The sequence below is a fragment of the Candidatus Enterococcus ikei genome (genome assembly GCF_017316105.1).
GTDB lineage: Bacteria > Bacillota > Bacilli > Lactobacillales > Enterococcaceae > Enterococcus_L > Enterococcus_L ikei.
In genome coordinates this window covers 1-21,535 of the sequence record NZ_JAFLWD010000055.1, presented here as the reverse complement: position 1 = coordinate 21,535, position 21,535 = coordinate 1, and the positions used below count along the sequence as shown (strand labels likewise).

Sequence of the window (21,535 nt, the reverse complement as noted above, 5' to 3'; positions counted from 1 at the left end):
AGTCACCGCCTTTCATTATTTTCTTTACTAATCACACATTATTTATATGTGTTTTGAATGATCACTCAATAAATGCATCAATTCTTGTTTCTTGGCTTTTATCGCAGTAGGATCTTTTCCATAAGACGACAACGCGATCAGATATTCTCCCTGCTCAATCGTACTCATATTAAAAAAATCACTGTTTTCTTTTTGACTACAATCATTGACCCATTGCCAATCAGTGGCGTCCATAACGATTTGCTGGTTCACAATCTTAGAATCTGTGCAGGCAAAGATCAGATGTGCATCTTGAATATATTCAGCTTTGTACATGGCTGTAATTTTTTTTACTCCATCTAATTCAGTGAATTCAGGAAGAAAATTAGGTGCGACAACCGTCAGTTGAGCACCTTTTTTTAAAATACCTAGTGCTTTTCTTAACGCAATTTTTCCACCGCCGATAATGACGATTTTCTTCTCTGTTAGTTCAAGCATTACTGGATACATAAAACAGCCTCTTTCACGATTTGTTCTAAATCAGTCAAAATCCGCGGATCAAATTCCAGTGTAGGCGTAATAATAAAATTCGTTGTTGGAAAAGCTTCAGTTAATTGACTCTTCATGATCGTAATCAAATGGCCATCAAATAAAAAGAAAGGAACGATCACAGGTTGTTTGTCATCTGTTAGGTGCTTTTTAATCACTTCAAGGTAATTTTCTTCTCCTTTCAGACTTATTGCATAAATTGGAAAAGCTATTTGCTCCTGGATTTCTTTTGCTATCTCAGTTAGTACTTGCTGAGGTTCTTGCGTTTTTTTGGTACCATGAGCAATCAGAAATCCAACCAACTTCTCATTCGGTTGGTTGATAGCTACTTCTTGGAATCGCTCTAGCAACACTTGGCGACTGCCTTTCTTTCCGCCAAAGGTTTCGGTTTGGATAAATTCAATTTCTGGATGGTCATTTTTTACTGTTTTAAGTTCAGCTGGAATGTCTACTAATGCATGTTTTGCTGCAAATAATAATACAGGGACGACAACTATTTTCGTTACTCCTTTTTTGATCATTTTTTCAGCAACAGTTGGAATTGTATCTGGATGGTTTTCTAAAAAAGCTGTCGCTTGATAATAAAGTGGATCAAATTGTTTTTCTAGTTGTTGAATAAAATCCCTCGCTGCTTGATTTTTTTCGGCTTTTTGACTGCCATGAAATACATAAAGAATTCCGATCATCTCTCTCACCTCATAAGTCGATTAGTTGCTGTTTCATACTATATTGCAATAATTCACTAAATGTTTCAAATTCTAACTTTTTCATTAAATGGGATTTATGGACTTCTACTGTTTTAACAGAAATAAACAAGCGCTTAGCAATTTCTTTGTTGCTATAGCCTAATGCAACCAAGGGCAAGACTTCTCGCTCTCTTTTTGACAGCCGCTCATATTTTGCATCTTTTTCTGCGGTGTCCGTTTCTTTTTGCCAACGTTCTTTGTCATAATTACCGAATAATGGATCGATCGCTATTTTTCCAGCGATCACTTGCCGAATCGCATCTAGTAACACAATATCTTGTGAGCTTTTAAGAATATAACCCTTGGCTCCATATTCTAAGGCTGTTCGCACATATTCTTCTTCGTCATGCATACTTAAAATAATCGTTTTTACTTCAGGAAAATGTTCTTTTATTCGGCGTGTTGTCTGTAGCCCATTTTCCCCTGGTGGCATCCGCATATCCATCAACACAACATCAACAGGATTTTTTTCAAGGAGTAAAAAGGCTTCTGTACCATCTGCTGCATCACCGATAACCGTGATATCCTTTTGGCTTTCCAGTAATAAACGCAAACCACTTCTGACGACCGCATGATCGTCGGCTATAATAATGTTCATGTTGCCGCCTCCCAATCTATTGGTAAGTGTAGTGTCACTGTGGTTCCTTCGTTTTTTTCAGACTGAATAACTAAGTGACCACCAATAGATTCTGCTCTTTCTTGCATATGCAACAAGCCTAAACCACGGCTGTGCTCATTCACCGTTTGAAGATCAAATCCTTTTCCATGATCTCGAACATTAAGCTCTAATGCTGATTTTCGCTCACTCAATGTCACCCAAAGCTCATCCACATCAGCATGTTTCACACTATTCATCACACTCTCTTGCAAAACCCGATAAGTGATCGTCTCCACACTTTCAAAAAAACGTTTGTTTTCAAGCATCGGGATAAAATGTATCGCAACACCCGTTGTTTCTATCAAACGATGCAGTAATACTTCAATTGCTGGAATCAAGCCTAAATCATCTAAAGCTGCTGGACGCAAATCAACAGCCAGTTGTTTCACTTCACCAAGTAATGCCACAAAATCTTCATCGATCTTTTGTAACTTTGCTGGTAACTCTGCTGGTTCCTGCCATTTTAGCTGACGTGTTTCTAACATCAGACTATATATACTTTGTGCCAAGCCATCATGCAGCTCTTGAGACAGTACTTTACGTTCATTTTCATGTGCTTGGTTCACATATTCAATCAAACGTTTATTTTGAATCACCTGCTGCAGGCGATCTTGAACAGCTACTCGGCGAACACTCAGTAAAGAAATCTGCCCATCCAATTCTGTGTAACTCCCGCTAAATTGCTCTTGCTTCCCATCGTTACTTTGTAAGACTAAGGGAAAAGCGGCTTGATCCCAATCCTCTTTTACTTCGCAATCTAAGCACTTCTCCATAGTAGAATGAAGCATACACCCTTCTCCTCTTGCTATTTCCAACACTTTTTCTAAAGGAAAAGGATATAGTTCTTCTAATTTTATAGCGGTTTTATTTTTTTTGACGCATTGATTTTTTTCAATTAAAAATAATGCATCCTCGGCTTCTTCAAATAGTTTTTCTAATATCATCATTTCCATATTTTCCACCTATAAATAAACGACTAGTTCATTTGCTTTGTCTTTAGCAACAGTCAAAAAATTTTCTGTAACCTCTGTTTTCTTGCGATAACCGACTAGCAGAACCCCTTTTACTTCACCCGTTTTTAATACAGGAAAAGCTACAATTGTTTCTAGTTTTTCCATCCGTGTGATGGGCAATTCAACTAATTTTTCTAGTTGTTTTTGTAAATCGGTTGCTTGATAGCTTCGACCTGTTCGCCAAACAATTCCACCAATGCCTTTACCAACTTGCAGTCGAATGCGTTGATAATTTTGATTGGTATTGCCAGCTACATAATTCCAGCGGATCACGCGTACTTTTGTTACTTCATCAACTGTCGACAGGGCTAAAGCAACAAAATCGACTTGAAGTTCCTCTTTCATTTGATCGATCCTTTGCTGCACTTGATCCGTCATTTGACTACTCCTATTCCCTAATTTTTAATAAAAAGCTTGTTTTCTTTCAATTCTTCTCTTATTCTTAAGCCAACATATCTTATTTTAGAAGGATTTTTTTATGAAAACAACAACTACTTTTAGTCCCAAACGTTTAGTTATGATCATTACTATGACTGTCTTTTCTTTTTCTAGCATGACGACAGCTTTCTTTTTAATGGGTATCAAGGCGTTTCCTTATTTTATCGGAGCAGCTTTGTTTTACTTTATTCCCTACGCTATTATTATAGCAGAGTTTACCGGCGTTTATAAAAATCATATTGGCGGTTTGTATCAGTGGCTAGCTGGTCATCTTTCTGAAAAAGTTGCTTTTATCGCTGCTTTTTTATGGTATTGTAGTTATTTTATCTGGATGATCAGCTTGTTTATGAAACTCTGGATTCCTTCATCTATTTTACTTTTCGGCCAAGATTTAACTAAAAAAAATAATTCTAATCCTTATTTTTCAACTGCTATTTTAATTGGTATGCTATCTATTTTAGCGGTTTTCGTAACATTGTTTTTTGTCAGTAAAGGATTCAAAGGAATTGCTTCTTCGTTATATCTAAGTGGGATCTTAATGACGATTTTGATTGTCGCAAGTCTTGGTGGAAATTTGTTATTATGGATCACCAATCGCTCTGATATTTTGCCAAATCTTACAGCTAGCTTCAAGGGGATTCAAAAAAATTCCACTTCAGGACAAACATTGATCGAACAGCTATCTTTTCTGATTTTTGCCATTACAGCATTCGGCGGTTTAGATACGATTGCAAGTCTGGTTGATAAAACAGGCAAACAAAAAAAGCAATTTCCTAAATTGTTGATTTTCAGTAGTATTTTAGTTGTTAGTTGTTATTTTTTAGGCATTTTTTTATGGAGTGGCGGAACAGATTTAGCACATTTAAAAGCCAATAATAGTATTCATTTAGGGAATTTAATGTACGAATTAATGGAGAATCTGGGCTATTCTGTTGGGCAGGCACTTTCTTTAACCGCACTGCAATCTCAATTTTTAGCTCAGGTTTTTACTCGTTATACTGCCTTGACACTGCTGCTTTCTTACATTAGTTTACTATCGACTATTTTTTATTTACCCATCCGAACGTTGGTCGAGGGTACACCTCAACATTATTGGCACCCTCGCTTGAAGCAAAAAAACAAACATGATATGCCGATTTATGCGTTGTTGGCTCAAGGAAGCTTGATTAGTTTGTTTATTTTAGGCATCAGTTTAGGCAGTCAGTATGTGGTCTTTTTATATAATCAACTAACTTTAATGACTAATATTTCTAGAGCAATCCCTTATTTATTAGTTGCGCTTGCGTATCCAGCATTTAAGAAAAAACAATTAGTAAATAATCCAACTACCGTTTTGGTTCCATCAAGAATCAACGCTACTCTACTTAGCACCAGTGTTATTCTAAGCATTACTTTAGCAATTGGCTTTCAGATTTACCAGCCTCTTTCACAAGGAAATTTACTGCAAAGTCTAACCTTATTGATTGGCCCTTTACTTTTTACTTTACTTGCCTATTTACTTTATCAGCATTTCCATAGAAAAAAAGAAATTACTCAAAACGAAGATGGGACAGAAGTGTATAACCTTGAGAAATAGGTTGCTTCTGATTCCATCTTTTATTTATGCTACCAAAACATAGTAATAACAAGCGAAATAAGAACGTTTCCTGTACAATATAATTGAGTGCTTTTTGTTTATCTTAAAAAATGAAGGAGTAACATTCTTTTGTGCAGGGGGGATCTTTTTGTTTGATTTAGAAAAAGTTCAGTCGTTAAATGAGCTGGAAATGCTTGTTTATCACTATATCTTAGAACATATGGAAAGTGTTCCGAAGTTAACCATTCGTCAGCTTTCCACAAATTGCCACGTGTCTACTTCAACGATTTTACGTTTTTGTTCAAAAATGGGCTTTGATGGGTTTTCAGAATTGAAATATGCTATCAAAAAAGAAGAACAACAACAGCAACAGTCCTTTGAACAATATTATGATGCCACGATGCACGTTGATTCTTTTTTAAAACGGCTGAATCAGCAAACGTATTATGAAACATTAAAACCAGCTATTACCATGATTGCTTCTGCTCGTCACATTGTATTTTCTGGTATTGGCACAAGCGGTATTTTAGGAACGTATGGTAGTCGTTATTTTGCAAATATGGGCATCAACGCATACAGCATCGGCGATCCATTTACGCCAATTCCTCAACGAGGGTTTGAAAATACCTTAGCAATCATTCTATCCGTTTCAGGAGAAACCTCTGAAGTGATCAAACAAGTAACGGATTTCAAGCGCTCTGGAGCAAAAATTTTGAGCATTACTAATGATGAACATTCAACAATCGCCCGTTTAGCCGACTACAATATTTCTTATTATATGCCAGATGAAAAATCAGTTTATGCTGATCCTTATATCAATATCACTACCCAAATCCCAGTTATTGCGTTAATTGAATTACTGGCTCATCAAGCTAGTAAAGAGTTTGCTGAAAAAACTGACCAACAAAAAAACTTATCTGATTAAAGTATTTAAAGACGATCATAATGCCGAAATTTTGACAAAAGGCGCAAGAGTTGCTATGGTTTCTGAGAGGATGTACCGTATGTTAGGAACCAAAATTAACGTACATCCTACCTATTATAAAGAGGAGTGTGACGATTCATGTCTTTTAACATCGAGCATTTGGACAACGAAGTAATCACTGGAAAACAGTACAAATTTGCTATTCCTAAAACACCTGAAGATTTTGCTGAAGTCAATAATCAAAAACTAGAGATTTTGCCAACTGATAAAAAAAGTGTCCAAGCTATCATCATCAATGATCCAGATGAGAGTAACGGTACTTATAAATATCTTGTTGAAGACAGCGAAGGGAATCGAACCTTTACAGTAGAAGCTGGCGATTATGCCGTATTTATCGGACCTTGGGAAACATTGGCAGATATTGATAACTTTATCGGCGCAAGTTATGGCGAGCTTTACCAATCTCCTGAATATGGGATCGGTGGAACAAACAATATTCAACTTCTTGATTTTGAGAATAAAAAAATTACATTAAAACTACCTACAGTTAGTAAATAAACGTACGACCAGGAAATAAATTGCTTTTTGATTTGTTTCTAGGTCGTATTTTTAATTGATTTGTTTTTTTGCGCGGTACATGTTTCTGAACAAGCTTAACCTATTTTAAATTCGTAAAATTTCTTTTATAGTATACATGTAAACGCATTCAGTAGATTTAAATCAGAGCGGCCGCTCTATTGAAATACTACTACACGCAATTATTTTCCGTTACTTTAGTTAACCAAAGGAGAGGTTTAGAATGAATGAATGGATCAATGAAAAAGTTCTACCACCCGTTTTAAAGTTCGTTAACACGAAAGCGATTACAGCTTTAAGAAATGGGATGTTGTATACCATGCCATTTACAATCGTGGGTTCGATTTTTCTATTACTAGCGAATTTACCGATCGAATCCGTGGCAAAATGGATCACTGATAGTGGTTTGGTTGTTTACTTCAATCAAGCGTATGGAGCATCTTTTGCCATCATGTCAGTTTTTGCGGTAATCGGGATTGCTTACTCTTATGTAAAAACAGAAGGCTTTGAAGGCCTACCTGCTGGCATGATTTCCCTTGTTGTCTTTATCTTATTTATGGCTCCAGATGTGACTGATTTAGACAGTGGAGTAACGATCGGCAATGTCATCAATAAAGACTGGACTGCAGGTAAAGGAATGATCACAGCAATCATCGTGGGTCTTATCGTTGGTTGGGTTTACAGCTGGTTCTTACGTCACGATATTCGGATCAAATTACCTGAAGCTGTTCCTGAAAACGTAGCAAACTCATTTACTGCCTTGATTCCTGCTGCGGCTTTGATCACTGGCGCAATGTTTGTCTATATTTTCTTTGATAAAGTCTTTAAAACAACATTCTTTGATTTCATTTACGATGTCTTACAATCTCCACTTCAAGGGGTGACTGATTCCTTGGGCGGTGCGTTAGTACTTGGTTTCTTAGTCCCATTATTCTGGTTCTTCGGTGTTCACGGTTCAACGATCGTCGGCGGAATCATGGGTCCGATTTTACAAGCCAACTCTTTAGAAAACACAGATATTTTAAAAGCTGGTAAAGAATTAACGGTTGCAAACGGTGGTCATATCGTAACGCAACAATTCTTAGATCAATTTTTAACAGTAACGGGTGCTGGTATGACACTTGGTTTAGTGGTTTATATGGTGTTCTTCGCAAAATCTGCCCAGTTCAAACAACTAGGTCGTTTATCAATTGGACCTGCCGTGTTCAACATCAATGAACCAATCACATTTGCCACACCGATCGTAATGAACCCGATCATGGCGATTCCATTTATTTTGACGCCTGTCGTATCATCTGTTATTACTTACTTCGCTTTGTATACTGGTTTAGTGCCATTATTTACAGCGGTTCAAGTGCCTTGGACAACGCCTCCAATTATTTCAGGATTATTAGTCGGTGGTTGGCAAGCAGCGTTACTACAAGCATTTGTTTTAACGTTAGGATTCTTTATTTACCTACCATTTGCTAGAAAAATGGATGCTATCAACTATGCACAAGAAACAAATCAACCTATTACAGAAGACGTGTTAGAAGAAATTGAAGCTGAAGCTTAAATATCCGTTCTAAACTGACGTAAATATCACCGCACAGCTGATTCCGTTCAATTAATTCCTCCCAGCTGTGTGGTGATTTTAATAGTTAAACATGGAATATAACAAATAAAAAGGAGACGTTTGTATGTCAATTTTAAGAGAAAATTTCCTTTGGGGCGGCGCAGTTGCGGCTCATCAATTAGAAGGTGGTTGGGACCAAGATGGTAAAGGTATTAGCGTTGCTGACGTTATGACCGTTGGTGCTCATGGTGTGCCTCGAAGAATCACAGATGGCGTGTTGCAAGGTGAAAATTACCCCAATCATGAAGCCATTGATTTTTACCATCATTATAAGGAAGATGTAAAATTATTCGCCGATCTTGGATTAAATTGTTTCCGGACATCGATTGCCTGGACACGGATTTTCCCAAATGGGGATGAAGCAGAACCAAATGAAGATGGTTTGCAGTTTTACGATGATTTGTTCGATGAATGTTTAAAATACGGGATCGAACCTGTGATTACCTTGTCTCATTTTGAAATGCCTTATCATTTAGTCACCGAATATGGCGGCTGGCGTAATCGTAAAATGATTGATTTCTTTGCGAAGTTTGCTCGTGTTTGTTTTGAACGTTATAAAGATAAAGTCACTTATTGGATGACTTTCAATGAAATCAATAATCAAGCAAATTACGCGGAAGACTTTGCGCCGTTTACCAACTCTGGGATCAAATACCAAGAAGGCGAAGATCGTGAAAAAATCATGTATCAAGCGGCTCATTATGAGTTAGTAGCTAGCGCACAAGCTGTTAAAATCGGGCATGAGATCAACCCGGATTTCCAAATTGGTTGTATGATCGCGATGTGCCCCATTTATCCGTATTCATGCGATCCAAAAGATATGATGATGTCAGTCAGTGCCATGCAAAAACGTTACTGGTTTACAGATGTTCATGTGAGAGGGCATTATCCAAGCTTTATGGAAAAATATTTAGCTCGTAAAGGGTTTGATTTAGATATTACGGAACAGGATTTGACTGATTTAACACATGGTTGCGTGGATTATATCGGCTTTAGTTACTATATGTCGTTTGCAATTAAAGATCATGATAAAGGCCCTGCTTTTGATTATGATGAGTCGCAAGATTTAGTTAAGAATCCTTATGTAGAATCATCTGATTGGGGTTGGCAAATCGATCCACTTGGTTTGCGTTATGCGATGAACTGGTTTAATGAGCGCTATGAATTGCCTTTGTTTATTGTGGAAAATGGCTTTGGCGCGATCGATGAAATTGAACCAGATGGCACGATCAATGACCAATATCGGATTGATTATTTGAAAGCTCATATTGAGATGATGAAAGAAGCTGTTGAATTTGACGGTATTCCATTGATTGGATATACGCCTTGGGGCTTTATTGATTTGGTTTCTGCGGGGACTGGTGAGATGAAGAAACGGTATGGTTTTATCTATGTGGATAAGGATAATGACGGGCAAGGGACGTTGAAGCGTTCTAAGAAGAAGTCATTTGATTGGTATCAGCAAGTGATTAAGAGCAATGGTGAAGAGTTGTAATACTATCATAAAAGGGTAAAATAAGCTGGAATTAATCAGTTTATTTTACCCTTTTGTCCCCCATCCTCTTTTATTATATCGTAGGATTTTTTTAACAGAATATAACAGTACAAACAAGCTAAAGCTCCCATAATTGCAAGTATGGTTAACCAGTATTTAGTTGTTTTTATTCTTAAAAGAGACAAGTTTCTATTTTATAGACTTAAAACGTTCTTCCTTGCTATTTTTGCTCTTGATTCAGCACTTCATCTTGAATCATCCCACTAGCTTTCATAAACATATACGTCACAACGGGGCCGACAAAAATAAAGCCATGTTTTTTCATGTCTTTAGCCACAGTTTTAGATAACGGTGTGACATTTGGAACTTCATACGATTCTTCATAAACATTTAAACGAGGAACGCCACCAACAAAATCCCACATATACTCAGCAAAACTGCCATATTCTTTTTGCACAGCCAAAATTGCTTGCGCATTTTGAATCGTAGCATTGATTTTTCTCGGATTACGAATCATTTCAGGATCTTGCATAATTTTCTCCACATCATCAGGCATCATAGCCGCAACTTTTTGAATGTCCATATTATGGAAGTTCCTTAAAAAAGCCTCTAATTTACCAGCCGCCGCTTTCCAACTTAAGCCAGCTTGAAAGGTTCCCACCGTTAACAGAATAAAAAGCAATCGATCATCATGCGTCGGTTTACCCCACTGATTATGGTACCAGTCAAATTTTGATGGTTGGTTCTTTTTCATATCATTCTCCTAAAATTAACTGTTTCGTTTATCATATCATAAAAAGTAGGACAAACTTAATTCCTCATAACTAAAAAGAGCTTGAAATAATTTCAAACTCTTTTAATTCATCTATTTTAGTAAATCCACCATCGCTTTTGAAATATCAACAGCTTTCAATCCATACACTTCTTTCAAATACTCTAATTTACCCACTTGACCGAATTGTTCTTTGACACCGATTCGCTTCATTTTCACCAGCTGATTTTCAGCAACGATCTCCGCTACAGCACTGCCCAATCCACCGATTACATTATGATTTTCTGCTGTTACGATTGGTCCTAAACTAGCCGCTTCAATTACGATCTCTTCATTCATCGGTTTGATTCTAAACAAATCGATCACTTGAACTGAAATCCCTTGTTCCTCTAAATCATGGGCCGCTTGAAGTGCTTCTGATACCATGATTCCACTAGCAAAAATCGTCCCATCCATCCCATCTTTTAACTTACAGTATCCTTTGGAAAAGTCTTCATCACCTGTATATAAAGGATTCGCTTGTTTACGAATCGTCCGAATATAGAACAACCCTTGTGCGGTATGTGCATATTCTAAAATCGCTTTAAACTGATAAGGATCTGACACTTCATATATATGATTTCTTGGAATCACCCGCATCAAGGCAAGATCTTCAAACGGCATATGTGTTCCGCCGTTCATTTCAGCTGTAACACCTGGGTCGGTCCCCACGATCACCGCATGATTCTGAGCATATCCTAGAGAAAGAAAGACTTGATCAAAAGAACGTCTTGTCGCAAAAGGGGCAAATGTGTGAATAAATGGAATAAATCCTATAACAGCCAAACCTGCGGCTGCCCCCATTTCTTCGGCTTCCATGATTCCTACATTAATGTAGCGTTTACCCAGTTGTTCTTTTAATTTGCTTGTCCCCATTGAGCTAGCTAAATCTGCTTCTAATGCTACGATTTTCGGATCTTTTTCTGCTAATTCCAACAATGTTTTTGTATAAACTTGCCGCATTTCTAAGTCTTTCATTATTGATTCACCTCGATCTTTTCAGCCAACGTTGCAATGGCTTCTTTAATTGCTGCTTTTCCTGCCTCATCAGGTCGAATATGATGATTGTCCACTAATTCTTCAAAGTAAGGAACTCCTTGTCCTTTAACTGTATCTAAAACGATGGCTGTCGGTTTACCTAACGTTTGTTTTGCTTGCTCAATAGCCGATTCAATCGCCACAACATCGCCGCCATCCACACGCCAACTATTGAAACCAAAAGCCTGCATTTTTTCAACAAAATCAAACGGATCGCAAATATCTGTTGTATAACCATCTAACTGTTTTTTATTATCATCGATCAATACGATCAAATGATCCAACTGTTGATGCGCCGCAAACTGAAACGCCTCCCAACATTGCCCTTCATTTAATTCCCCATCGCCAACGATTGCAAACGTATAATTCTCTTTCTCTAACAGCTGATTGCCTTTTGCAATGCCAGTTGCCGCTGAAATCCCTTGACCAAGGGAACCTGTCGTCATATCTACGCCAGGCGTTTTGATCCGATCTGGATGCGAAGGAAGATTCGTTCCATTTTGATTTAAACTGAAAAGAAACGCTTCATCGAAATACCCTTTTAAAAACAATGTAGCATATAGCGCAGGCCCAGCATGTCCTTTTGATAAGACAAAATAATCTCGGTCTGGGTCGTCTTTTCTTTCTGGTGAAACATTCAAGACTTTTCCATATAAAACAGCCAACGTTTCAACAATGGACAAGCTACCGCCAAAATGACCAAAGCCTAAATTATCTAATTCTCTCATCGTATAATAACGAATCTGATCCGCAAATTTCTGTGTGTCCATTATGCCGTCTCCTTCGTTTCAGTTGTTTTTTTCTTGCCGAAAATCGTTAATCCGATCAATAACGCCAATACCGCTAAAACGCCAACAACGACAGCAATTTGACCGCCCGTATCTGCTAATTTACCAAGGAAAATCCCCGTCACACCATAATCTGTATCAGAGAAGGTCGAACCTTGGAAGCCTAAATCCCCCATAACCGGCATCAGTAAAATCGGCATAAAACTAATAATCACCCCATGAATAAACGAACCTACAACCGCTCCTCGAACTCCACCAGTCGCATTACCGAAAACACCCGCCGTCGCGCCACAGAAGAAATGCGGCACCACACCTGGAATAATCACTGTTGTACCAGTAGCGATCATAATAAACAAGCTAACGATTCCCCCAACAAAACTAGTTAAAAAGCCAATCAAAACAGCATTTGGTGCATACGGAAAGACGATTGGACAATCTAAAGCTGGAATCGAATTAGGCACTAATTTTTCAGAAATCCCTTTAAATGCCGGTACAATTTCAGCTAAAATCAAACGAACGCCAGCCAAGATCACAAACACACCTGCTGCAAACATCCCTGCTTGTTGTAACGCATAGATAATATAATTTGTCCCGTTACTAAGATTTTCAGAAATAAAGTTATTCCCTGCAAACAAGGCCACGATCGTGTAAACGATCCCCATCGTCAACGTAATACTCACAGTTGAATCGCGTAAGAATGACAAGCCTTTTGGAAAATTGATATCTTCCGTTGATTTCTTTTTATCCCCCACATATTTTCCGATAAAACCACTAAGCGCATAGCCAAAGTTCCCTGTATGTCCCAAAGCAACTGAATCATTTTTGGTAATTTGTTTGGTAAACGGCTGAGCGATCGCAGGAAAAATCGTATTCGCTAAACCTAACGCCAAACCACCGACTAAAACTAACGGTACAGCACTCATTTTTGTGACACTCATGATCACCGCAATCATACACGCCATATAAAGCGTGGCATGACCTGTTAAATAAATATATTTAAATTTCGTAATGCGGGCGATCAAGATATTAAACGCCATTCCCGCTAACATAATAAGTGCTGTATACGTCCCATATTTCGTCAATGCCAAGGCAACGATTGCTTCATTATTCGGCACCACCCCTTGCATATTAAACGCATGCTGGAACATTTCACCAAACGGGGCTAGTGAGCCTTCGATCACACCAGCTCCTGCTGTTACCACTAAAAACCCAACAAAGGTTTTGATTCCGCCACGGACAACATCTGAAATTGGCTTTTTCTGTAACCCCAGACCCAAAACTGCGATCAAAGCTACTAAAATTGCTGGCGTACTTGCAATATCGATCAATATATTTAAGATACTATTCATATTTTTCTCCCACCTTCTTTAGTTTAGAGTAACCCTTCATCCACACAAACAGCTCTGACTTTTTCTCTTAATTCATCCATATCGATAATACTGTCCAAAACAACCACATTCCCTAAATGCTGCGCACTATCTGCTAAATCGCCCCCTACGAAAAAGACATCTGCCAAATCCGGCGTTGCACTGCCCATATCGTAATGCGCCACCTCAACTCCTGTTACACCTAATTCATTCAACACACTGTTGATATTCATTTCCACCATAAAACTAGATCCTAAGCCAGATCCACAAACTGCTGCCATTTTCATAATGATTCTCCTTCCTTTAATAACTGAATAATTGTTTCTTGATCGTTTGCTGCTAATAGCTTCTCTAAATTCTCTTTGTTCGATAAAATTTTTGTTAAGCTCGCCAATGCTTTTAAATGCATTTCATTGTCAACAGCTGCTAAACAGATAAAAATAGTGATTTCATGCTTAGGATCATCTAAAAGTAAAACAGGTTCTTCTATTTTCAAAAGAGACATCCCTAATTGTTTAACGCCATCTTCGGGCCTTGCATGAGGCAATGCGATACCTTTGCCAATATGAATAAAAGCCCCGTAATCTTTGACCTTTTGGATCATGGCTTCTATATAGTCCTCTGTGATTTTCCCCTGCGTTTTCAAAGGTTGGGCCGCATAAGCAATCGCTTCTTCCCAATTTAATTTTTTATCCGTCAACTGGATCATATCTGTCGTTAACAACTCTGATAACATTGGCTTCTCATCTTCTTTCGCTTTCAATTTTTTTATCATTTTTCGATTTAATATACGGTAAATCTTTTCTTTGGTAACCCCTTTTTTTAAGTCGATATAGGGTAATAAAGTTTCAATGATTTCGTCTATAGAAGGGACGATAATTCCTGGGATCAATAAATCTTCCTGCACGCAACGAATCAGATTGTTCTTTTCCAATTGCGACATGATTGGATTGACCAGATACATTTTTTTAGGTGTAGTCAACGGAACACTGGAAAAAATCACATCATAGTCAGATTCCGCAATGCTTTCTAGTTGATCCACCGTTGTGGTTAAACTAAAATCGATCGTTGGAAACAGTTCCTTCAACTCTGATTGTATGATCAACGACGAACTGATGCCGCTAGGACATAAAACCAACGCTTTATAACGAATCACCCGATTTAATTCCCGTTGATTGCCGATCTCACCACCAAATAAAATCGTGAAGTACCCAACCTCTTCATCTGGAATTGGTTGACCTATCAATAGTTCTAAAGGATGCAGTGCTATTTTAGTTAAAGCAAATAGTTCACCATATTGTTCTTTGATTTCTTCAGTCAAGACATTCGCTAGCGAAAAATGATACTTGATCCTAAAAAAAGCTGGCACCAAATGATAAAAAAGGTCGAGTAATAATTTTCGATACGCTTTAAACTCAATTGCCGCTAAACGTTCCATCTCATGAATAATCTGACTCGCACATTCTAGTAAAAATTCCAACGCTGTATCACGGATTTCTCCTTGTGTGATCGTCATAAAAATTAGCGTAAAATAGAATTGCTCATTTTCAGGATCAAGGATTTCAGGAAATTTAGCTAAAAACAGCTGACTTCCATTAAAAGCATTCAGCTCTTTTAACGTATCTTTCGCTTGTCTATCCAACCTAAACGAATACCCTTTTGCTCGTTTTAACACATAGGCCATAAAATAAATCGTCTCTTCGATTCGACTTGGCACAATGACTAACTCACTCGCCTTGATCGCTTCAAAAAGGTGAGAACGGACATCTGCTTCAAACGTTTTTGAATACTTTATCAATCCTTTTTTCAGTCCCCATTTTCCTGAAACTGATGAAACTATTTTTGCGATCATCTGGTGGGCTTGAATCCGAATAGCCCCTTCACATCCAGACAAATAAAAACCATTTTTTCGTGAATAATCCAAACTGATTTGCTGCTTAGCTAAATGTTTACGCAACTTTTTGATATCCGCTAAAATTGTATTCTTACTGACTTGAAGAAATTCTTGATAATGATAAACAGATAAATCCTCTTCTGCAATAAACGTCAGCAGATAAAGCAAGGCTTGTCTTTCATCTTCCGAATAAACAATGTCTGTTTCCAGCTTGCCAAAATAAAGTTCCAACCATTTATCAGCTACTTGCTTTGAAAAATAAATTCTGTCTTTTTCCCAATAAATTGGTTCGTAGGAAAATTGCTGCAGCTGCTCATTGAGCTTTCCTAGTTGATCGATCACTGTTTCTGTAGGCAATCCTGTAATTTCATTGATTTCTTGAATAGCATAACCCACGCTGTGCGGCCCATTGATAAGATAACTCATTCGATAATCAATCATCTTGTCCCTCCTGTATTCACTATATAATGTAAACGCTACAATTCAAAGAAACGTTGGGTCTAATCTGTTTTTGACTTTTCAAAATGATTGGACTCAATATAAAAACTAACAAAATAGCTATGGAAGTCAATTGATTACTGACTCCATAGCTATTTTGCTTAGTTCTAGATAAAAACACTACTTTTAAACCTTTACTTACTGGGTTTTCCATCTTTTTTATATGCAATAACGTTTGATTCTTTATTCTCAGCGATTTCTTTCGCTCGCTTCATCGCTTGCTCTTTTGTATCAAATGAATCAACGGCTTTTTCAGCATTTTTTGTCTGAACATACCACCGATTTTCCTTATAATAAACCAAAACATCATTGTCTAACAACTCTGTATTGATATGTTTATTGCTGTGTTTGTCTGTCTTTTTAGGATCAGCTTCTTTCCTAAAAGCGGCTTTTTCAGTATCCGTTGCTTCATCCAGCCACTTTTTAGATTGAGAAATCGCAATCGGGATCGCTCTGTCATCTGGATACCCTTCACTGACTAACGCATTGGCGATTTCGATGGCTTTCTTTTTTAACAACGGCTCAAAGTTTTTAAACGAACTTGGATAATCCTTTAAATCCCAAGGCATTGTTCTTCATCTCCTTAATAATAAAATCAATTAAGCAAAGAAACTACCACCTGTAATTGAATAAACTTGTCCAGTCACATAACTAGCCTCATTTGAAGCTAAAAACACATAAACAGCAGCTAATTCAGCAGGCTGTCCAGCTCGACCAATCGATTCTTTCTGACCAAACTCAGGAATTTTTTCTGGTGGTTGTCCTCCGCATATTTGTAAAGCTGTCCAAATTGGTCCTGGGGCAACTGTGTTCACACGAATCCCTGAAGGAGCTAATTGCGCTGATAATCCTTTACTAAACGAGGTGATTGCCCCTTTTGTCGCTGCATAATCTAATAAATTTGCACTTGGTTCAGCACTTTGAATCGAAGTCGTTGTAATAATACTGCCGCCTTTTGGCAAGTAGTCTAACGCTTCTTGTACTGCCCAATACATTGATATGATATTTGTTGTATAGGTATCCATGATTTGTTGTGTCGATAGCTCTTTGATTTTTTCAACAGCCTGCTGCATTCCAGCATTCAGGACTAAAATATCTAAACCACCTAATTCTTTTGCTGCTTCATGAATAAGGTTTCGAGTAAATGTTTCATCTTTTAAATCACCTGGCAATAATATTGCTTTACGACCTTCTACTTCAATCAAGGTTTTAACTTCTTTAGCATCTGCTTCTTCAAAAGGTAAGTAATTGATTGCTACATCAGCACCTTCTCTTGCATAAGCAATCGCAGCTGCACGGCCGATTCCAGAATCTCCACCTGTGATCAAGGCTTTGCGACCTGCCAATTTGCCCGAGCCTTTGTAAGTTGATTCTCCACAATCAGGTACAGGTGTCATTTTTTGTTGTAATGCAGGTGCTTCTTGTGATTGTTTTTCAAATTTCCCATCGTAGAATCTTGTTAACGGATTTTCGATTTTTTCTGTCATCTTGATTCCTCCTATGAATTTGTTGCCAATAAAAAGTAAGGACCAGCTTACTCTTTTACCCTAATACAAATTCTAGCCCCTGACAAATCATACGTTTTTATACTAAAGAAGATTTCATAAAAGTCGGTTTCTTTGGCTTATCGCTTAGAAATCCTTATAATTAACTATACGGAAGGATTTATTTATAAAAAATAGGTCTTAAGATGGATGTCAAAACATTGCAGAAACATTACAATATCATTACATCAAGTTTAAAAAGCTCGTTACACATTTATTGATATTTAGTTTCTCAGGCTAGTCTTTCGGAAAAAAGACTGGACGAGCCTGTTATACTTTTATTGATATCTAGCTTTACGAGCTCACTTAGCTTTTAAATTTTAGGAGGAGAAATTTATGAAAAACAACAAAACAAAATTTGGCTTGATTGCTGTGATCGTCATTGTGTTAATAGGCGTATTCGGAATCAGTCAATACAACGGATTAGCGAAGAAAGAACAATCAGTTGAGTCACAATGGAGCCAAGTAGAAAACGTGATGCAACGTAGAGCCGACCTCGTTCCTAACTTAGTCAACAGCGTTAAAGGTAGTATGCAACAAGAACAAAAAGTCTTTGGTGATATCGCTAAGGCCCGTGAAGCATATGGATCTGCAAACAATGATTCCGATAAAATCAAAGCCAGCCAAGAGTTGGATCAATCTGTAGGTACCTTGATTAATGTCATCAATGAAAATTACCCAGAACTAAAATCAAATGATAACGTACAAACATTAATGACTCAATTAGAAGGAACGGAAAACCGCATTTCAGTTGAACGTAAACGTTACAATGACGTTGTAAAAGAATACAACGAACAAGTGGTTTCTTTCCCTAAAAATATCTTTGCAAATATGATGGGTCTAGGTAAGAAGGATTACTTTAAAGCTGATCCAACAGCCAGCACCGTGCCTTCTGTGAATTTTGATAATTCTACTAGTACTTCTAGTGGGAAGTGATGATCGATGAAACTTTTTAGACGAGGTTTATTGCCTAGCGTATTATTTTTCCTTGTCACCTTTTTCGTCAGCTTTCAAACACCAGCATTTGCTGAATTACCCGCTTCACCAGATCGTTTTTATTTAGATCAACCAAGAATCTTGGATGAGACAACTAAAAATTTAGTTGAACGAAAAGGTGAGCTTTATAAAGAAAAGTCAGAAGCTCCTCAAGTTGTTTTAGCTGTGATTGATTCGACTGAAGGTGATAGTGTCGATAGTTATGCACCCGACCTTTTCCAAAAATGGAAGATCGGAAATCAAAAAGAGGATAATGGTGTTTTGATCCTTTACGCCCTCAATGATGGTGAGCGGAATGTTCGAATCGAAGTCGGTTATGGTTTAGAAGATGTCATCACCGATAGCGTTGCCGGTAATATTCTACAACATGCTAAGGACGATTTGAAATCAAGTAATGCTGCTTCAGTCAATAAAGGACTGCAATACACATTTAACGCAGTTACTACTTTGATCGATAAACATTATGACTATCCAGCCGATAAAAATGCATTGTCAGATGACGAGATAGACCAAGTTTCCTCAGATGACGATTCTGATGGAGAAGGGTTCTTCAGTATTTTCTTTGTACTTCTTATTCTCTTGCCTTTCCTTCTTTTTGGTGGAGGACGTGGTGGTCGCGGTGGTCGTGGAAGTGGTCCTTGGTATTGGGGCGGCGGCGGTTTTGGCGGCGGCTCTTCAAGTGGAGGTGGCGGATTCGGTGGCGGCGGTGGCTTCTCCGGAGGAGGCGGTTCTTCTGGTGGCGGCGGCGCTAGTATTTAGAAACCGAAACATTCCTATTTTATTTGAATAACTCAAGTTTAGAGCAAACCCTTGCTGGTTTGCTCTTTTTTACTTCCAAAAAAATATATACAATCATTAAATACAAAAGTATAGACATTATATAAATAAAGTGGTATATTAACTTTTGTAATCGATTACAAATAGAATATAAAGGACTGATTAGTATGAATGGCTTTATGGATTCTCTTGGAGAAAAGATCATGCCGCTTGCAAATAAGCTGGGTCAAAACCGCTATCTCTCTGTTCTAAGAGATGCGTTTATGTTATCTTTTCCATTAACTATGTTTGGATCAATCGTCGTTGTGATCAATAACTTACCTTTTTTTAGTGATGCAACTAAAGGAACCTTATCTTCACTATTTGGTAACGGTCAAAATGCCACAATGAGCATCATGGCTGTTTTTGTTACATTTGGTATTGGCTATTATTTATCTAAATCCTATGATGTCGAGGGGATTTTTGGCGGAGCTGTTTCGTTTGCTAGTTTTCTTCTTTTAACTCCTTTTATGATGACGCTTGAAGATGGCACAGAAGTTTCTGGTGTATTATCTTTAGATCGTTTAGGTGCTAAGGGCATGTTTATCGGAATGATCACCGCCTTTCTTGCTGGTGAAATTTATTGTAGAATCACGAAAAAAGGCTGGCAGATCAAAATGCCTGATGGTGTCCCACCTGCTGTTGCTAAGTCATTTGCTGCGTTGATTCCTGCTATCCTAACATTGTCTGTTTTTCTATTTATCAATGCAATCGTAACAGGTCTATTTAATACAAATTTGCACGATGTTATCTACGAAATAATTCAAAAACCATTAGTTGGTTTAGGTAGTAGTTTACCAGCCACTTTAATTGCTTTATTCTTTGTTCAATTCCTATGGTTCTTTGGTTTACATGGTCAAATCATCGTCAATTCCGTAATGGACCCTATTTGGAACACCTTGATGTTAGAAAACTTAGATGCCTATAAAGCGGGTGAAAAATTACCCCACATCATTACAAAACCATTTATGGAAACCTTTACTGTCGGACTTGGCGGTTCTGGTATGACTTTAGCTGTTATTTTGATCATGGCGTTTGTCATGAAGAAAAAGCAATACCGAGATATTGGTCGTTTAAGTCTAGCACCTGGAATTTTTAACGTAAATGAGCCTGTTATTTTTGGCTTACCGATCGTTTTGAATGCAACGATCCTAATTCCTTGGGTATTAGCTCCACTGATCGTTACGGTGCTTAATTATCTTGTTATGGCAGCTGGTATTGTGCCACCGCCAACTGGGGTTTCCGTTCCATGGACTGTTCCGATTTTCTTTAGCGGCATGTTAGCAACAAATTCCATCTTAGGTGGGATTTTACAGCTTGTTGATTTAATTCTTGTTGGTTTGATTTGGTACCCATTCTTACGCTTATTAGACAAAGAAAAAGAAAGTGCGATTTAACTGCACTTTCTTTTTCTTTAATTGTCTATACATTCATAATCAGTTACAATACAGAAGAGGAGGTTGTAACGATATGAAGCCAAAATATGAAGAAATCGCAGATACCTTGCGTGAACGAATAAAAAATAATATTTACAAAACAGATACCTTGATTCCTAACCAAACCGACTTAGTAAAAGAATTCAACGTAAGTCGAATGACTGTCAAAAAAGCAATCGGGATTTTAGTCATGGAAGGTCTTTTATACTCTCAACGTGGTTCTGGAACCAAAGTATTGAATCGGTCTTTTTGGGATAAAGATACTTCACCTGCCAATGAATATGATGGTCTTAGCAAACAAATGCATGATCGCCATAAAGAGTTAAAAAGCGAGGTCATTTTGTTTGAAGTTGAATTCCCTTCAAAAGAAGTCCAAGAGCGATTAGCTATTTCTGAAGAACAGCCTGTTTATAAAATCATCCGTCTTAGAATTCTGGAGAACGAGCCTTTTATTTTGGAACATACCTACATGCCTTGTGATTTAGTACCTGGTTTAACAACGGATATTCTGAAAGAATCGATTTATACCTATATTAAGGAACAATTATCGCTTGATTTTGCAGGAGCTTATCGAAATATTCAGGCAGATAAATCTGATAAATACGATCAGCAATATCTAAAGTGTAAAAAAGATGATCCGGTTCTTGAAGTGCAGCAAGTTGTCTATTCAAAAAATGGACGTCCTATCGAGTTTTCTTGTAGTCGAAATCGGTATGATCAACGAAGCTATTCTATTTTAAATGTTGATTACGCTTAGTAAATAAAAAAGTGAGGCAA

General features: G+C 37.6%; 22 protein-coding genes. 9 read left to right on the top strand and 13 right to left on the bottom strand.

The genetic code is table 11. The features are described 5' to 3' along the window. Nucleotides 1–42: 42 nt before the first annotated feature. The 5 genes from JZO69_RS16085 to JZO69_RS16065 are packed head-to-tail and all read right to left on the bottom strand — an operon-like array spanning nt 43 to nt 3,323. The gene (locus JZO69_RS16085; RefSeq protein ID WP_207113829.1) at nt 43–489 is read right to left on the bottom strand and encodes a precorrin-2 dehydrogenase/sirohydrochlorin ferrochelatase family protein; all 447 of its coding nucleotides are present in this window, start codon (nt 487–489) and stop codon (nt 43–45) included. Continuing rightward, nucleotides 477–1,214: a sirohydrochlorin chelatase gene (locus JZO69_RS16080; protein WP_207113828.1), complete on the bottom strand. Its 738-nt coding sequence runs from the start codon at nt 1,212–1,214 to the stop codon at nt 477–479. The genes JZO69_RS16085 and JZO69_RS16080 overlap by 13 nt, the downstream gene beginning before the upstream one ends. Before the next feature lie 10 nt (nt 1,215–1,224). Then, nucleotides 1,225–1,872 carry a response regulator transcription factor gene (locus JZO69_RS16075; protein WP_207113827.1) on the bottom strand — a complete coding sequence of 216 codons (648 nt, stop codon included), beginning with the start codon at nt 1,870–1,872 and terminating at the stop codon, nt 1,225–1,227. Further along, a complete protein-coding gene (locus JZO69_RS16070; RefSeq protein ID WP_207113826.1) occupies nt 1,869–2,885 on the bottom strand; it encodes a sensor histidine kinase in 1,017 nt (338 codons plus the stop codon). The genes JZO69_RS16075 and JZO69_RS16070 overlap by 4 nt, the downstream gene beginning before the upstream one ends. A gap of 9 nt (nt 2,886–2,894) precedes the next feature. Beyond that, a complete protein-coding gene (locus JZO69_RS16065) occupies nt 2,895–3,323 on the bottom strand; it encodes a GAF domain-containing protein (protein WP_207113825.1) in 429 nt (142 codons plus the stop codon). Between the two features lie 100 nt (nt 3,324–3,423). Between JZO69_RS16065 and JZO69_RS16060 the strand changes: the two genes are divergently transcribed. The 5 genes from JZO69_RS16060 to JZO69_RS16040 all read left to right on the top strand — a co-directional run bounded on the left by JZO69_RS16060 (nt 3,424) and on the right by JZO69_RS16040 (nt 9,570). Further along, nucleotides 3,424–4,959 carry an amino acid permease gene (locus tag JZO69_RS16060; RefSeq protein ID WP_207113824.1) on the top strand — a complete coding sequence of 512 codons (1,536 nt, stop codon included), beginning with the start codon at nt 3,424–3,426 and terminating at the stop codon, nt 4,957–4,959. Nucleotides 4,960–5,107: 148 nt separating this feature from the next. Further along, nucleotides 5,108–5,884 (top strand): MurR/RpiR family transcriptional regulator, encoded by a 777-nt coding sequence (locus JZO69_RS16055; protein ID WP_207113823.1) that lies wholly within the window; start codon nt 5,108–5,110, stop codon nt 5,882–5,884. 138 nt (nt 5,885–6,022) lie between these two features. Next, a complete protein-coding gene (locus tag JZO69_RS16050; protein ID WP_207113822.1) occupies nt 6,023–6,442 on the top strand; it encodes an effector binding domain-containing protein in 420 nt (139 codons plus the stop codon). A gap of 241 nt (nt 6,443–6,683) precedes the next feature. Further along, the gene (locus JZO69_RS16045; protein ID WP_207113821.1) at nt 6,684–8,015 is read left to right on the top strand and encodes a PTS sugar transporter subunit IIC; all 1,332 of its coding nucleotides are present in this window, start codon (nt 6,684–6,686) and stop codon (nt 8,013–8,015) included. Nucleotides 8,016–8,139: 124 nt separating this feature from the next. Continuing rightward, nucleotides 8,140–9,570, top strand: coding sequence for a 6-phospho-beta-glucosidase (locus JZO69_RS16040; protein WP_207113820.1), 1,431 nt, complete (start codon nt 8,140–8,142; stop codon nt 9,568–9,570). A gap of 220 nt (nt 9,571–9,790) precedes the next feature. Here JZO69_RS16040 and JZO69_RS16035 read toward each other — a convergent pair whose 3' ends face one another. From JZO69_RS16035 to JZO69_RS16000, 8 genes are all read right to left on the bottom strand, one after another. After that, nucleotides 9,791–10,324 (bottom strand): DNA-3-methyladenine glycosylase I, encoded by a 534-nt coding sequence (locus JZO69_RS16035; RefSeq protein WP_207113819.1) that lies wholly within the window; start codon nt 10,322–10,324, stop codon nt 9,791–9,793. 111 nt (nt 10,325–10,435) lie between these two features. Further along, nucleotides 10,436–11,359, bottom strand: coding sequence for a transketolase family protein (locus tag JZO69_RS16030; protein ID WP_207113818.1), 924 nt, complete (start codon nt 11,357–11,359; stop codon nt 10,436–10,438). Beyond that, nucleotides 11,359–12,189, bottom strand: coding sequence for a transketolase (locus tag JZO69_RS16025; protein WP_207113817.1), 831 nt, complete (start codon nt 12,187–12,189; stop codon nt 11,359–11,361). Before JZO69_RS16025 ends, JZO69_RS16030 begins: the two co-directional genes overlap by 1 nt. Beyond that, nucleotides 12,189–13,556 (bottom strand): PTS ascorbate transporter subunit IIC, encoded by a 1,368-nt coding sequence (ulaA, locus tag JZO69_RS16020; protein ID WP_207113816.1) that lies wholly within the window; start codon nt 13,554–13,556, stop codon nt 12,189–12,191. Before ulaA ends, JZO69_RS16025 begins: the two co-directional genes overlap by 1 nt. A gap of 23 nt (nt 13,557–13,579) precedes the next feature. After that, complete coding sequence (locus JZO69_RS16015; RefSeq protein ID WP_071878947.1) at nt 13,580–13,861, bottom strand: PTS sugar transporter subunit IIB; 282 nt, start codon at nt 13,859–13,861, stop codon at nt 13,580–13,582. Beyond that, on the bottom strand, nt 13,858–15,909 hold the full coding sequence (locus JZO69_RS16010; protein WP_207113815.1) for a BglG family transcription antiterminator: 2,052 nt from the start codon (nt 15,907–15,909) through the stop codon (nt 13,858–13,860). The genes JZO69_RS16015 and JZO69_RS16010 overlap by 4 nt, the downstream gene beginning before the upstream one ends. A gap of 191 nt (nt 15,910–16,100) precedes the next feature. Beyond that, on the bottom strand, nt 16,101–16,535 hold the full coding sequence (locus tag JZO69_RS16005; RefSeq protein ID WP_207113814.1) for a DUF2188 domain-containing protein: 435 nt from the start codon (nt 16,533–16,535) through the stop codon (nt 16,101–16,103). A 30-nt stretch (nt 16,536–16,565) separates the two neighbouring features. After that, nucleotides 16,566–17,453, bottom strand: a complete 888-nt coding sequence (locus JZO69_RS16000; protein WP_207113813.1) for an SDR family oxidoreductase — start codon at nt 17,451–17,453, stop codon at nt 16,566–16,568. A gap of 393 nt (nt 17,454–17,846) precedes the next feature. Here JZO69_RS16000 and JZO69_RS15995 point away from each other — a divergent pair, with 393 nt between their 5' ends. The 4 genes from JZO69_RS15995 (at nt 17,847) to JZO69_RS15980 (ending at nt 21,515) form a co-directional block, all read left to right on the top strand. After that, nucleotides 17,847–18,446 (top strand): LemA family protein, encoded by a 600-nt coding sequence (locus JZO69_RS15995; RefSeq protein WP_010770804.1) that lies wholly within the window; start codon nt 17,847–17,849, stop codon nt 18,444–18,446. Nucleotides 18,447–18,452: 6 nt separating this feature from the next. Further along, nucleotides 18,453–19,265, top strand: a complete 813-nt coding sequence (locus tag JZO69_RS15990) for a TPM domain-containing protein (protein ID WP_207113812.1) — start codon at nt 18,453–18,455, stop codon at nt 19,263–19,265. 185 nt (nt 19,266–19,450) lie between these two features. Beyond that, nucleotides 19,451–20,719 (top strand): PTS cellobiose transporter subunit IIC, encoded by a 1,269-nt coding sequence (gene celB / locus JZO69_RS15985; protein WP_207113811.1) that lies wholly within the window; start codon nt 19,451–19,453, stop codon nt 20,717–20,719. 73 nt (nt 20,720–20,792) lie between these two features. Then, nucleotides 20,793–21,515: a GntR family transcriptional regulator gene (locus JZO69_RS15980; RefSeq protein ID WP_010770801.1), complete on the top strand. Its 723-nt coding sequence runs from the start codon at nt 20,793–20,795 to the stop codon at nt 21,513–21,515. Nucleotides 21,516–21,535: the final 20 nt, after the last annotated feature.

Coding starts and splice junctions, on each gene's coding strand:
- JZO69_RS16085 (WP_207113829.1), bottom strand. CDS start 489: ATGTATCCAGTAATGCTTGAACTAACAGAGAAGAAAATCGTCATTATC.
- JZO69_RS16080 (WP_207113828.1), bottom strand. CDS start 1,214: ATGATCGGAATTCTTTATGTATTTCATGGCAGTCAAAAAGCCGAAAAA.
- JZO69_RS16075 (WP_207113827.1), bottom strand. CDS start 1,872: ATGAACATTATTATAGCCGACGATCATGCGGTCGTCAGAAGTGGTTTG.
- JZO69_RS16070 (WP_207113826.1), bottom strand. CDS start 2,885: ATGGAAATGATGATATTAGAAAAACTATTTGAAGAAGCCGAGGATGCA.
- JZO69_RS16065 (WP_207113825.1), bottom strand. CDS start 3,323: ATGACGGATCAAGTGCAGCAAAGGATCGATCAAATGAAAGAGGAACTT.
- JZO69_RS16060 (WP_207113824.1), top strand. CDS start 3,424: ATGAAAACAACAACTACTTTTAGTCCCAAACGTTTAGTTATGATCATT.
- JZO69_RS16050 (WP_207113822.1), top strand. CDS start 6,023: ATGTCTTTTAACATCGAGCATTTGGACAACGAAGTAATCACTGGAAAA.
- JZO69_RS16045 (WP_207113821.1), top strand. CDS start 6,684: ATGAATGAATGGATCAATGAAAAAGTTCTACCACCCGTTTTAAAGTTC.
- JZO69_RS16040 (WP_207113820.1), top strand. CDS start 8,140: ATGTCAATTTTAAGAGAAAATTTCCTTTGGGGCGGCGCAGTTGCGGCT.
- JZO69_RS16035 (WP_207113819.1), bottom strand. CDS start 10,324: ATGAAAAAGAACCAACCATCAAAATTTGACTGGTACCATAATCAGTGG.
- JZO69_RS16030 (WP_207113818.1), bottom strand. CDS start 11,359: ATGAAAGACTTAGAAATGCGGCAAGTTTATACAAAAACATTGTTGGAA.
- JZO69_RS16025 (WP_207113817.1), bottom strand. CDS start 12,189: ATGGACACACAGAAATTTGCGGATCAGATTCGTTATTATACGATGAGA.
- ulaA (WP_207113816.1), bottom strand. CDS start 13,556: ATGAATAGTATCTTAAATATATTGATCGATATTGCAAGTACGCCAGCA.
- JZO69_RS16015 (WP_071878947.1), bottom strand. CDS start 13,861: ATGAAAATGGCAGCAGTTTGTGGATCTGGCTTAGGATCTAGTTTTATG.
- JZO69_RS16010 (WP_207113815.1), bottom strand. CDS start 15,909: ATGATTGATTATCGAATGAGTTATCTTATCAATGGGCCGCACAGCGTG.
- JZO69_RS16005 (WP_207113814.1), bottom strand. CDS start 16,535: ATGCCTTGGGATTTAAAGGATTATCCAAGTTCGTTTAAAAACTTTGAG.
- JZO69_RS16000 (WP_207113813.1), bottom strand. CDS start 17,453: ATGACAGAAAAAATCGAAAATCCGTTAACAAGATTCTACGATGGGAAA.
- JZO69_RS15995 (WP_010770804.1), top strand. CDS start 17,847: ATGAAAAACAACAAAACAAAATTTGGCTTGATTGCTGTGATCGTCATT.
- JZO69_RS15990 (WP_207113812.1), top strand. CDS start 18,453: ATGAAACTTTTTAGACGAGGTTTATTGCCTAGCGTATTATTTTTCCTT.
- celB (WP_207113811.1), top strand. CDS start 19,451: ATGAATGGCTTTATGGATTCTCTTGGAGAAAAGATCATGCCGCTTGCA.
- JZO69_RS15980 (WP_010770801.1), top strand. CDS start 20,793: ATGAAGCCAAAATATGAAGAAATCGCAGATACCTTGCGTGAACGAATA.